A 12,126-nucleotide genomic window follows, 5' to 3' on the forward strand; every position below is an offset into this window, starting at 1 on the left:
TCTATTTCGCAAGCTGATACCTTGCTGCGGGAATCCGAAGCGTGATGATTCTATTCCGTCTTGTGTTCGTGAACCTTCCCTACTTTTGCCGCGAAATCAAATTCCTTGTAGGTCGGGCTTTTCGGATTGTGGCACGTCTTGCACAACGCCTCGTCGGGCATCTTGAGGCCCGCCGCCTTGGCCTTCTCCGGGTCCTTCATCACCGACATGCTCTTATACTCGCTTCCCGGGCCGTGGCAGGACTCGCACTGGACGCCGTCAAAGCCTTCCGCCATGCGATGGCACGAAAGACAATCTTCTTTTTCTTTCTCCTCGGGCTTGAGCGATTCCATGGCCTTGGCATGGTCGGTCTCGAGCCACGAGTTGTACTGCACCTTGTGGCACATCTTGCCGCACTTTTCGGCGCCTATGTTTGTCGGGGCAGCCCCCTCTTCTCCCTCGGCGAACACCCCCACAAGCAGGAAGCACGCCGCCAGGGAAACCACTGCGAGCGTTGCAAAGTTCCTATACATACGTAACCTCCGTTTCTTGGTTTTTCGGTCTGAAAAAAAGCGCTTGTTCCTTTTTCTTCATCGCAGTATACACCATTTCTCTGTTCATTTCAATATAAAAAGTTATCTATGCATTAAAAACTTTTTCCTTGCTCCTTGACGGAAATCCTGTTGACACGCGGTCCGAGTATCCCCGGTTCAAGCCCGACCTCGCCGCAGCCACGCCGGCCTTTACCCGCCATCCGCGCAAGAATCTCGAGGCGGGACTCCGCCGGTGGTACGAGAAACGGGACGACAACCGGGCAACCCCTCTCATTAGCTCCTCACGAAATCAGGCTCGTTGAAAAGGCCGTAAAAAATCCTAAAAAACCTTGACAATCGACAAAAAGGTATTATTATACATTTTGGGGGTACGTATAAGTGTTTCCTTCTACGCAGTGTAAGTGTATGAAGTGTAAGTGCGTTGTCGAGGGCCCGAATGACCCCTCCCTGCAGGAGAAGGAAGCGGTGCGAGGATAAACCATGCTCTACTCAAAAACGTGCGAATACGCCATCCGGGCGCTGACCTGCTTGGCTTCAAAGCCGCAGGGAGACTACATGACCATCAAGGATATTGCCCAGGAAGAAGGGCTGCCGCCCTACTTTCTCTCAAAAATCCTGCAAATCTTGGCGCGTCACAAAATCCTCGACTCGGCCAAGGGCCCGACGGGCGGTTTCGCGCTGGCGCGTCCCAAGAAAGAGATATTCTTGAGTGAGATCGTGTTTTCCATAGAGGGCGAGGACGTGTACGAGCGCTGCGCCGTGGGTTTTTTGGAATGCAACGACGAGACTCCGTGCCCGATGCACGAGATATGGACTTGCGTGAGGGATCAAATTCTGGAGTATTTGAAAATCACCTCTCTCGCACAGCTCGCGGAGGCCGTGCACTACAAGCGCGAGAAACTTGCGGAGAAACAAGGCAAAGAACCGGCCGAAGGGCCGCGCAAGATAGCGCAAGCCCCACGGCCATAGACTCGATGCGATAGCACAAGATTGATTTTTCTATCCGGCTTCTCTCCTCCCTTGTTCAGGCGGGCGGTTTCCTTTCGGAGCCGCCCGCTTGGTTTTGCTCCGAGCCAGGCCCACAAAACTGGGGCTTTTCGGCCGCACGAACGGTTGACAACCCCCCGGCCCTGCGGTATGCTCCTAGAGCGCACCTCATGACAAAAGCCAAGCGCGAGTTGATGGACGCCAAAGCGATGGACGAGGCGCTCCATGGAATCGCTGGCGCATTTCTAAAGCGGCACCAAGAATCGCTTCCCCTCTGCGCCCTTTTGGGCATTCGCACGCGCGGCGTCTTCCTGGCAGAGCGCCTTCAGGCCAAAATCCAGGAAACCTCGGGCCGACGTCTCCCCCTGGGCATTCTGGACATCACGCTCTACCGCGACGATCTCACCATGATCGGGCCGAACCCTATCGTCAAGAGCACCGAAATTCAATTTTCCCTCGACGACAAGTTCATACTGCTCGTGGACGACGTGCTTTTTACTGGGCGCACCATCCGCGCCGCCCTCGACGAGCTTGTGGACTTCGGACGCCCCAAGCGGATCGAGCTCGCAGTGCTCATCGACCGCGGACACCGGGAGCTTCCCATCGCCGCGGACTACGCGGGCCTCAGGCTCGAAACCGCGCCCGGAGACAACGTTCACGTGATGTGCCGCGAGCTTGAGGGCGAGGACCGCGTTGTGCTCGAAGCGACGGCACAGGAGAAGAAGCGTTGAACGGCGCGGCGGAACGGGAAAAAACTTTTCGCCACCGACACCTGCTCGGCACCAAGGGACTTTCGCCCGAAGACATCTCGCTTCTGCTCGACACCGCCGAAGCGCTCAAGGAGGTGTCCACGCGCCCCATCAAGAAGGTGCCGGCGCTCCGCGGGAAGCTCGTGGTGAACCTTTTCTTCGAGCCCTCGACGCGCACGCGCTCCAGTTTCGAGATCGCCCAAAAGCGCCTCATGGCGGACTCGCTGAGCTTTACGGCGTCCAGCTCGAGCACCTCCAAGGGCGAAACGCTTCTTGACACGGCGCGCAACCTCGAGGCCATGGCGCCCGACCTCATCGTCGTCCGCCACGCGGCGGCCGGCGTGCCCCACATGCTCGCGCAGCGCTTGAAGTCGTCCATCGTGAACGCGGGCGACGGCGCGCACGAGCATCCCACGCAGGCGCTCCTCGACGCCCTCACCATCCGCGAGCGCAAGGGTACGTTGGAGGGCCTTCGCGTCGCCATCGTGGGCGACATCGCCCACTCGCGCGTCGTCCGCTCGAACGTGCACCTGCTGCGCGCGATGGGCGCCCGCGTAACGCTCTGCGGCCCGCCCACGCTCATGCCCGTAGCCGTCGAGGTGCTCGGGACGAACGTCACCCACCGCATCGAGGAGGCCCTCGACGGGGCGGACGTCGTCATGATGCTCCGCATACAGATGGAGCGCCAGAATCGGAAAACCTTCCCGACGGCAAGGGAGTATTTCAACCTCTTCGGGCTCACGGAGGAGCGGCTGCGCCTCGCCCGGAAGGACGTCATCATCCTGCACCCGGGGCCCCTAAACCGGGGCGTCGAGATCGCGCCCGAGGTGGCCGACGGCCCCTACTCGGTCATCCTTGAGCAGGTCGCAAACGGCGTCGCCGTCCGCATGGCGGTGCTGTACCTGCTGGTGGGTGGAAGTGGAAAGGAGGAAGGCTAAGAAAACCTCCTCCCGCTTCCTTCATTCTTCACTTCCTCTCCAACGACTACCCAGCCCGGCAGGCTCTCTTGGCAAAAGAGGGCGGCCGCGCATTCGTACGTTTCCGGCTCGACAAGACAGCTTTTTAAAGGTATCATGATCTCAATCTCTCTCAAGTTCAAAGAAACACATACCGGAAAACGCACCATGGGCATTCGGCACTACTTTCCCCACCTGCTGGGGACACGCCTGTTTTTTTTCCTTACCCTCGCATTGACGGTGGGATTGGCGGGAGGTGCCTGGTTCGTGACGCACTTTCTGAAAAACGTCCTCACCGAATCCGTTCACACCAGCGGCGAGCAACTCGGGGAAACCATCCGGCGCTCCGCGCGCCGAAGCATGCTCCGGAACCGCAGGGACGAGCTCAAAGATCTCATCCATGAGTTGAAAGGCGAAAAGGGAATTCACGCCGTTCATGTCTACAACAAGGACGGCGTCATCGTGGTTTCCACGGATTCCTCTCAAGAAGGCACACGCGCCGACCTCAGAGGACCCGCTTGCCGGGCCTGCCATCACGACGGAGCGGCTCCCCGGGAAGAGATTCGGCGTGAGGACATGTTTCGCGTGTTCGAGCTGGAGCCCGGGAACCGCCTGCTGGGTGTGATTATTCCCATCTTGAACGAGCCGGAGTGCTCCGATGCCGCCTGCCATGCTCATCCGCCGACGCAAAAGGTCCTGGGTGTCAAGGACGTGCAAATTTCACTTGCCAGAACGGACGCGTATATTGCCCGCATACAAAAATTGACGGCGGGATATTTCGCCGTTCTGGTCCTCGCCGTTTCCGTGGCAGCGGGACTTTTCGTATGGCGCATCGTGCACCGGCCGATAAAGGCTCTCCGGCGCGGCACGCAGGCCGTTGCCCAGGGCAATCTGAATTACCGCATTCCTGTCTCGCCGCCCGGCGAGCTGGGGCAGTTGGCGGAGTCGTTCAACCGCATGACGGAAGAATTGACGGAGGCGCGCGACAAGCTTGCCGACTGGTCTCAGGCCCTCGAAATCCGCGTCAAACAAAAGACCGAAGAGCTTCAGAAAGCACACTCCCATTTCCTGTACATGGAAAAGATGGCCTCTCTTGGAAAGCTTGCGGGGATCGTGGCCCACGAAATTAACAATCCGCTGTCAAGCATCCGCACTTACAGCAAGATAATCCTCAGGCAGCTAGATGGAAAGGTGGGTGAGGGCCAACCGAGCGCCAAGGACGATGCGTACGACGAGATACGCCGTCACGCCCGCGTAATTTCCGACGAGGCCGCACGCTGCGGCGAACTCGTAAAGAATTTGTTTGTCCTGGCTCGTCCCCTGTCTCCGAAGCTTGCAGTGTGCCGCTTGCATGACGTGGTACGCGACTCCCTCCAGGTGCTCACCACGAAAATGGCGGCGCAAAACGTCACAGTGAAGTGCCAACTCTTTAAGGGCGATGACCAACTGGTATGTGATGAGCAGCACCTCAAGCAGGCGCTCATGGCCCTCGTCGTCAACGCCGCTGAAGCCATGCCGGAAGGTGGCACGCTGTCTATTGTGACTTCAGAGCTAGGGCGTGACTATTTGCAGATTCGCATCCGGGACACGGGGAGCGGCATCCCGGCAGACATAACGAAAACGATTTTCGAACCGTTCTTCTCGACCAAATTGAAGCCGGAACAAAACATCGGTGTTGGTCTGACAATTGTTGAACGCGTCGCGGAAGAGCATGGTGGCATGGTTAAGCTCGAAGAAACAACATCTCAGGGAAGCACCTTCGTATTGACGTTTCCACGCCGGCCGTTCTCGCTTTTGCCCGACCGCTCTCCAGGAAATCATGACTTCGTCAAGGAGATATAGCGATGGAAAACAAAGATTTTCGACTCCTCATCGTGGATGACGAACACTCGGTGCGGGATTCCCTCAGTCACTGGTTCGGGCTCGAAGGGTACCTCGTGGACAGCGCCGAGGACGCCAAGAGCGCTCTCCGGAAGCTCCAGGAGCGCGGCTACGATCTCGTGCTCCTCGATATCAAGATGCCCGGCATGGACGGCATGGAGCTGCAGAAGCGCATTAAAGCGATCGATCCAAACCTCTCCATCATCATGATTACGGCCTACGCAACGGTTGAGACCGCCGTTCAGGCCCTCAAAGAGGGAGCGTTCGACTACATCACGAAGCCTTTCGATCCGGACGAATTCAGCCACACCGTACGAAACGCGCTGCGCGGGCGCCAGCTGGCCCGCGAGAACGTCAAGCTGCGGGAACACGTCGAGGCCCTCTCGCCGCCGTCGGTGATGGTCGGCGAAAGCCCTCCCTTTCGCGAGATGCTCACCCTTATCGAGCGCGTCGCCCCCACGGACACCAGCGTGCTCATCCAGGGGGAGAGCGGCACCGGCAAGGAGCTCGTGGTACGCGCCATTCACGCGGCGAGCCCACGCCGCTACTTCCCGCTGGTGCCGGTGTCCTGCGGGTCGCTTCCCGAGAGCCTTCTCGAAAGCGAGCTTTTCGGTCACGAGAAGGGGGCCTTCACGGGCGCCCAGTACCGCCGGAAGGGGAAAATCGAACTCGCCGAGGGCGGCACGCTCCTTCTCGACGAAATCGGCGACATTAGCTCGAAAACGCAGATAGACCTCTTGCGCGTACTTGAGGACAAGCAAATTCAGCGCATCGGAAGCGAGCGCGCCATACCCGTGAACTTTCGGCTGCTCTGTGCCACCAACCGCAACCTTGCCGACGACGTGAAAGCCGAGCGCTTCCGCCAGGACCTGTTCTACCGCATCCACGTGTTCGAGATTAATGTCCCTCCGCTTCGTGATCGCCTCTCGGACATTCCCCTCCTGGTGGACCACTTCATTCAAAAGCACGCGAGCCGCATGAAACGGCCGCCGGTGAAAATCTCGCCCGCCGCTCTTGAGCTCCTTATGCAGCACAATTGGCCGGGAAACGTACGCGAGCTTGAAAACACGATCGAGCATGCGCTCGTGCTTACGACCGGAGACACCATACAGCCGGGGCCTATTTCGTGGAATCTTTCCGAGGCCCCAAACGGCGGTGCATCGGGACATTCCCTCGACAACGTCGAGAAACAGCACATCGGCAAAGTGCTGAAAGACATGAGAGGAAACGTCTCTCGCGCCGCGCGCGTCCTCGGCATTGACCGTACAACGCTTTACAAGAAGATCCAGAAATACGGCCTGGAAAAGTGACGAGGCCAAGGATCGTGCTCGTCGAAGTCTCGCCGGAGCCCATCCCGGTGTCGTTGGACGAATTGGGTGAGGACATTACGGCCGTCATGAACGGCTGGGAATGGACGACCGACCGCCTGGCGTTCGACGCCTACCACACGTTCGACGTAAAGCGCGGAAACTACGACTCGCTCCAGTTCCTGCACTGGCTGGAGGAACAAATGTCGGGAAGAACAACTCCCGGCGGCGCAAGCACGAAAACCATTGGGCTTACGACGTTGGATCTGGGACTCTCAGTTCTCACGTTCGTCTTCGGGCAGGCGTTCCTCGGTGGAAAAACGGCACTCGTGTCGACCCATCGTCTAAAGCCGGAATTATACGGCTTGCCCGCGGACGACGCCCTCTTCTACTCACGCGTCCTAAAGGAGTGCGTCCACGAGCTCGGCCATGCCATGGGCCTGCCTCATTGCCAGGAATCGTCCTGCATCCTTCGAGGTTCAACATATGTCGAGGAACTCGACATCCTTCCGACTGCATTCTGCTCACGATGCCAGGAGCGCATAGACGAGATAAATCTTTCTGCCGCAGGGCCTGAATAGCGGACTGTCGAAAAATACCACTACTGTTGGTTTTTCCCGCAACGCTCGTACAGAGGGGGATTCTGAATCTGCTTGAGTAGGTGTTGAGAACTACAACAATTCGTCACGCTGCTCTCTCCCGCCTAGTTTTCACGATTCCCTTTAAAATACCTTTTATTTTCCGATAGTTACAGGCACACCGTGTGCGGGTTGGCGCACATTGGCATAGCATTTGCAGTCTTAAGGGCGAGGTAACGAAACAATGTTGTACGAAAAAGTTTCAGAGAGCAAAACAAAACCCTTTACGAGGAGGTAATCACCATGGCCGTAGCATTAGTTGTCTTCACGTTCGCCGTTGCCGTTTTGGCAAGCAACCACAAAAGGATCGCGCACAAACCCGACCTGGACGAGGTGCAGAAATGGTCGTAACACTCGTCGTTCTCACGTTTGCCGTCGCGATCCTGGCCGGTAGCTTAAAAAAAATCGCGCATAACGCCAATCTAAAGGAGGTGCAGAAATGGTCGTAGCACTCGTCGTTCTGACGTTCGTCGCGTTCATCCTGTGGGATCATTACTACCGCCGCTCGGCGGTGCACGCAGCTTCCGAAGAGCGCGTCGTCGGGAGCGATCCGAATATGCCGTTTGGCGTAAGCGACGTGCACGTGCCGGATGGAGTGTTTCTGGGAAGGGGGCACATCTGGGCCCGCCTGGAACAAAACGGAGACATCTCTTTGGGCGTGGATGATTTCACCGCGAAACTGGTCGCGGGCGTGAAGAAAATCGAGACGCTCGCAAAGAACGTGCGCCTCTGTCGCGGCAAGCCCATCTTCTCGCTGCATGTGGGCGAAAGCAAGAAATTGGATTTCTTTGCGCCCTTCGAGGGACACGTGCTCGAGGTCAACCACAAGGTGCTCAGAAACCCTTCCCTGATTGCGCTGGACACCTACAGGAGCGGCTGGCTCATGAGAATCAGGGCTGTTCGACTCGCTTCGACGCTCAAGGTCCTTCGTCTCGCCGAAGACGCAAAGGAGTGGATGCGGGAGGAGATTATACGGCTGCGTGACTTTCTCTCCCGGCAGATGAACGGCACTTCAGCCGCTCCTGCGCTCACGGACGGCGGCCTTATACTTCCCGAGGCGTTTCTGCAAATGGGCGCCGAGGGATGGGAAGCTTTTCAGAAAGAATTTCTAGAAGACTACTAAGAAAGGAGAAGCTGCCTTGCACACACTTCAGGAATTTCTCACCTTAACGAAGGGCACGGAATATCTCGTCGCGGCGAGCTTTCTCGTGCTCTTCGCCATTTTCTGGCGCGTGCTCAACGCTACACCCAGAGTCAGAGCAACGGTCCGCGAACGGCTGTTCGCATTCGCGCCTGCCAATTTGCGCTTACCCGAAAACGTGTTCCTAACCGACGGGCACACGTGGCTCCGCCCGAACGAGGACGGAACGCTGGATGTGGGCCTGGACGACCTGTTGGGGAAGATTCTGGGCCGGGTGGACGCCATTGTGCCTCCGGTCTCCTCCACGGCGCGACGGGGGGACACCGCCTTCACGCTCCGATCGGGGAAGCGGGAACTCAGCCTTCGCATGCCCTTCGACGGCAAGATCGAGGCGGTCAATCCCAAGGTTCTCGACGCTCCCGAAACCGTTCGTGACGACGCCTACCGTGAGGGATGGGTGTTAAGGGTCAAGCCCGCCTCCATGGCTGCGGCGTTGCGTCCCATGAAAATCGCGGAGGATGCGAAAACGTGGCTGCGCCGCGAGGCTGAGCGCCTGCGGGACTTTCTGGTCACTTCCCTCGGCAGCACGCTTCAACCGTCTCAAGTGGCCCTCCAGGACGGCGGTGAAATCATGGAACGCGTTCTCGACCAGATCGACGACAAAGGATGGGAAAAGTTTCAAAAAGAATTCTTGGAATTTTCCCCAAAGGAGTCTCCCAAATGAAAGTGAAGCATTTAATAATTGCAGTATCGGTAGGGGCCGCGCTGTTCACGTTCGCTCTCACCGCCGAGAAGAACGCAACATCCGACTTGCCTGAAACTGTTCTTCTCGACGACATCGAAGGCCCCTACGATGTAGTCGAATTCCCCCACACGCTGCACGCTGAAATCTCGGAGTGCGGCGACTGTCATCACCACGGCAAGGAAAGCGGCCTCACCATCGCCTGCAAGGACTGCCATCTCCAGAGCAGCGCGGCGGCAGCCGAGACTCCTTCCTGCGGGAGCTGCCACGTCACGGCCTTGCCCGAGCGAACCGTGGACGTTTCGTTGCTAAAAGGCGCCTACCATCGCCAATGCCTTTCCTGCCACTACGAGCCGGGAAGCGGCAATAAGGACTGCACTGCGGCGTGCCATGCCGAAGGCGCAAAGCGTTCGGCCCCTTCGGAAGAGCCGTCGGACAAGAATGAGTAAGGAGGTCGTATGAAAATATCGCGAAGAGAGTTTCTTGGGAAAAGCGCGGCGGCCGCGGGAATGGCGACGGTCGCGGCGTCGGCCGGCGACGTTCTGGCGCACCAAAAATTCACCGGCTATCCCGACGCCCTCGGGCTGTTGATAGACACCACGAGGTGCATCGGATGCCGCAGCTGCGAAGCCGCGTGCAACAAAGTCAACGAGCTGCCCCCTCCCGCTGTTCCCTTTGACGACGGGAGCGTCTTCGAAGAGAAAAGGCGCACCGATTCCGCGACGTACACGGTCGTCAACCGGTACGAAGACCAGGAGTCCGAAAACGCGCCGGTTTTCCGGAAAATCCAGTGCATGCACTGCCAGGAGCCGGCCTGTGCTTCCGCGTGTTTCGTGGGCGCCTTCAAGAAGACGCCGGAAGGCGCCGTCCTCTACAACCCCGACGTGTGCATCGGGTGCCGCTATTGCATGGTGGCCTGCCCGTTCGGGGTTCCCGCCTACGAGTACGACAACGCCTACACGCCGGAGGTCACGAAGTGCACGCTGTGCTACGAGCGCATCAAGGAAGGCCTCTCCACCGCCTGCGCGGAGGCATGTCCCACGGGCGCCATCCAGTTCGGCAGGCGCGAAGACCTGCTCAAGATAGCCAGGCAGCGCATTCAGGCCTACCCGGAGCGCTACGTGGACCACATCTACGGAGAGCACGAGGCCGGTGGAACGGGCTGCCTCTACCTGGCGGGTGCTGAGTTCGAAAATCTCGATTTGCCCGAGAATATTCAAGATGCGCCCTACGGCCTGCTGACGAGAGGTTTCCTCTCCGCGGTGCCCCTCGTTCTTGTGCTCTGGCCCGCGCTTCTCGGCGGATTCTACATTCTCACCAAGCGCGGTAAAGACACCGACACGCCTTCGGGCGACAAAGGAGCAACAAACGTATGAGCAACCATTCGTATTCTCCTCCTACTACGTTCCAGGACTTCCTAATCGACAAGCTTCTGATGGGGATGCCCCTAAGCGAGTACTTGCGTAGCCTTCTAACGCCGTTTAACCTCGTGGCGGGACTCATCGTTCTCGTCGGCCTCCCCATCACATTCCTACGCTTCACCCGGGGCCTAGCCGCCACCACGAACCTTTCGGACACCAATCCGTGGGGACTCTGGATTGGTTTCGACATGCTGTGCGGAGTGGCCCTCGCCGCGGGCGGATTCGTCATCGGCTCGGCGGTGTACCTCTTCGGCCGCAGGGAGTACCACATGCTCGTGCGGCCCGCCGTGCTCACGGGGTTCCTGGGATACTTCTTCGCCGTAATAGGGCTCTGCTTCGACCTGGGCCGGCCGTGGCGGCTTCCCTATCCGATGGTTGTTTCGTTCGGCGTCACGTCCGTCATGTTCCTGATAGCGTGGCACGTGGCGCTCTACCTGTCGGTCCAGTTCATCGAGTGGTGTCCCGCGATCTGGGAATGGCTCGGGCTGCGAAGAGTCCGCCGCTGGATTGTGGGGCTCACCATCGGGGCGGTCATCTTCGGCGCCATTCTCTCGACGCTCCACCAGTCGGCCCTCGGGGCGCTTTTTCTGCTTGCACCAACCAAAGTCCATCCCCTGTGGTACTCCTCGTTTATGCCGGTGTTCTTCTTCGTCTCAGCCATCGCGGCCGGGATATGTATGCTCATTTTCGAGAGCATGCTCTCGCACCGGATTTTCAACGACCAGGTCTCGCACGTCAGCCACGAGAAATTCGACCGACTCACGGTGGGGCTGGGCAGGGCCGCGGCGCTCGCCCTCGTCAGCTACTTCTGTCTCAAGGTAATCGGCCTGGCGCACGACAACCGGTGGCACCTGCTGGCCACGAAGTGGGGAGCGTGGTATCTCCTCGAGGTTCTGGGTTTCGTGCTCCTGCCCTGCGTGCTGTTCGCCGCGGCGACGCGGGCGAACAACCCCGGCCTCACGCGCTTCGCGAGCGTCATCGCCATCGTCGGCATCGTGCTCAACCGCCTCAACGTCTCCATCATCGCATTCAACTGGAACGTTGCGGACAAGTACTACCCACACTGGATGGAGTACGCCATCTCCATCACGATCGTTACGGTGGGACTCCTGACGTTCCGCGCGATCGTGAACCGCATGCCGATCCTCTGGAACCATCCGCACTACGAGCCGCACTAAGGGGGCACCTTCACAAAAAGACCGGAAACCGGCCCCGGGACTCTGACGGCAACCCCGCCCCAAGGAAAGGGCGGGGCGAAGCCGTCTTTTTTTCGGCGGCCCCGGAAAGAGTAAATACGATATACGCGATACTCCATACTCAATAAATCCTTTATCCACGCGACTTAGTGGCTTCGTTCGAGTTTTTAAAAAATCCTTTATTCATGCGACTTAGTGGCTTCGTTCCTAGAGGCAATTTAAAAATCCTTTATTTTCAAGCACTTCGTAGGTTCGTTTTGTAAATTGATAAGGGGGGAGGGGGGATGCCCCCTCGGCCCTTCGCCTGCGGCTCATGACCGAATGACCGAATCCTTGTACATTTGGAAATTGGGTCATCTGGGAATTGGGTCATCACTTCTGAACACTATGCCGCCAGCGCGATTCTTCAAGCACTTTGGCCGACTTGCCGGATTTGCCGCTTTTGCCGGAGCTTGTCCCGTGCGAAGCGGCGGGATTGCCGCTTTTTATCCCGACTACCGTCGGGATTGCCGGAGCTTGCCACGTCGAAGCTTCTAGCGAAGACGGGTTGCCGCATGTGCCGGACTTGTCCCGTG

12 protein-coding genes are annotated in these 12,126 nt (G+C 58.5%); 11 read left to right on the forward strand and 1 reads right to left on the reverse strand.

What is annotated here, in order from left to right; all coding sequences use genetic code 11:
* Positions 1-50: 50 nt before the first annotated feature.
* The gene (locus JSV08_08610; protein ID UCF81871.1) at positions 51-386 is read right to left on the reverse strand and encodes a hypothetical protein; all 336 of its coding nucleotides are present in this window, start codon (positions 384-386) and stop codon (positions 51-53) included.
* A 627-nt stretch (positions 387-1,013) separates the two neighbouring features.
* Here JSV08_08610 and JSV08_08615 point away from each other — a divergent pair.
* The 11 genes from JSV08_08615 to nrfD all read left to right on the forward strand — a co-directional run bounded on the left by JSV08_08615 (position 1,014) and on the right by nrfD (position 11,533).
* A complete protein-coding gene (locus JSV08_08615; protein ID UCF80555.1) occupies positions 1,014-1,502 on the forward strand; it encodes an Rrf2 family transcriptional regulator in 489 nt (162 codons plus the stop codon).
* A 188-nt stretch (positions 1,503-1,690) separates the two neighbouring features.
* Positions 1,691-2,251 carry a bifunctional pyr operon transcriptional regulator/uracil phosphoribosyltransferase PyrR gene (gene pyrR, locus JSV08_08620; protein ID UCF80556.1) on the forward strand — a complete coding sequence of 187 codons (561 nt, stop codon included), beginning with the start codon at positions 1,691-1,693 and terminating at the stop codon, positions 2,249-2,251.
* A complete protein-coding gene (locus JSV08_08625; GenBank protein ID UCF80557.1) occupies positions 2,248-3,207 on the forward strand; it encodes an aspartate carbamoyltransferase catalytic subunit in 960 nt (319 codons plus the stop codon). Before pyrR ends, JSV08_08625 begins: the two co-directional genes overlap by 4 nt.
* 186 nt (positions 3,208-3,393) lie before the next feature.
* Positions 3,394-5,067: a HAMP domain-containing protein gene (locus JSV08_08630; GenBank protein ID UCF80558.1), complete on the forward strand. Its 1,674-nt coding sequence runs from the start codon at positions 3,394-3,396 to the stop codon at positions 5,065-5,067.
* 2 nt (positions 5,068-5,069) lie between these two features.
* Positions 5,070-6,416, forward strand: coding sequence for a sigma-54-dependent Fis family transcriptional regulator (locus tag JSV08_08635; protein ID UCF80559.1), 1,347 nt, complete (start codon positions 5,070-5,072; stop codon positions 6,414-6,416).
* Complete coding sequence (locus JSV08_08640; GenBank protein UCF80560.1) at positions 6,413-6,994, forward strand: hypothetical protein; 582 nt, start codon at positions 6,413-6,415, stop codon at positions 6,992-6,994. The genes JSV08_08635 and JSV08_08640 overlap by 4 nt, the downstream gene beginning before the upstream one ends.
* Before the next feature lie 496 nt (positions 6,995-7,490).
* Entirely contained in the window at positions 7,491-8,174 is a 684-nt protein-coding gene (locus JSV08_08645; GenBank protein UCF80561.1) for a hypothetical protein, read from the forward strand.
* Between the two features lie 16 nt (positions 8,175-8,190).
* Positions 8,191-8,916: a hypothetical protein gene (locus JSV08_08650; protein UCF80562.1), complete on the forward strand. Its 726-nt coding sequence runs from the start codon at positions 8,191-8,193 to the stop codon at positions 8,914-8,916.
* Positions 8,913-9,383: a cytochrome c3 family protein gene (locus tag JSV08_08655; protein UCF80563.1), complete on the forward strand. Its 471-nt coding sequence runs from the start codon at positions 8,913-8,915 to the stop codon at positions 9,381-9,383. The genes JSV08_08650 and JSV08_08655 overlap by 4 nt, the downstream gene beginning before the upstream one ends.
* 9 nt (positions 9,384-9,392) lie before the next feature.
* On the forward strand, positions 9,393-10,310 hold the full coding sequence (locus tag JSV08_08660) for a 4Fe-4S dicluster domain-containing protein (GenBank protein UCF80564.1): 918 nt from the start codon (positions 9,393-9,395) through the stop codon (positions 10,308-10,310).
* A gap of 65 nt (positions 10,311-10,375) precedes the next feature.
* Positions 10,376-11,533 carry a polysulfide reductase NrfD gene (gene nrfD, locus JSV08_08665; protein UCF81872.1) on the forward strand — a complete coding sequence of 386 codons (1,158 nt, stop codon included), beginning with the start codon at positions 10,376-10,378 and terminating at the stop codon, positions 11,531-11,533.
* The last annotated feature ends 593 nt before the right edge of the window (positions 11,534-12,126 follow it).

The sequence above is a fragment of the Acidobacteriota bacterium genome, assembly GCA_020349885.1.
GTDB lineage: Bacteria > Acidobacteriota.

Bases quoted from the DNA above. Each gene is read 5' to 3' on its own strand.
- JSV08_08610 (UCF81871.1), bottom strand. From the start codon at position 386: ATGTGCCACAAGGTGCAGTACAACTCGTGGCTCGAGACCGACCATGCC.
- JSV08_08615 (UCF80555.1), top strand. From the start codon at position 1,014: ATGCTCTACTCAAAAACGTGCGAATACGCCATCCGGGCGCTGACCTGC.
- pyrR (UCF80556.1), top strand. From the start codon at position 1,691: ATGACAAAAGCCAAGCGCGAGTTGATGGACGCCAAAGCGATGGACGAG.
- JSV08_08630 (UCF80558.1), top strand. From the start codon at position 3,394: ATGGGCATTCGGCACTACTTTCCCCACCTGCTGGGGACACGCCTGTTT.
- JSV08_08635 (UCF80559.1), top strand. From the start codon at position 5,070: ATGGAAAACAAAGATTTTCGACTCCTCATCGTGGATGACGAACACTCG.
- JSV08_08645 (UCF80561.1), top strand. From the start codon at position 7,491: ATGGTCGTAGCACTCGTCGTTCTGACGTTCGTCGCGTTCATCCTGTGG.
- JSV08_08655 (UCF80563.1), top strand. From the start codon at position 8,913: ATGAAAGTGAAGCATTTAATAATTGCAGTATCGGTAGGGGCCGCGCTG.
- JSV08_08660 (UCF80564.1), top strand. From the start codon at position 9,393: ATGAAAATATCGCGAAGAGAGTTTCTTGGGAAAAGCGCGGCGGCCGCG.
- nrfD (UCF81872.1), top strand. From the start codon at position 10,376: ATGCCCCTAAGCGAGTACTTGCGTAGCCTTCTAACGCCGTTTAACCTC.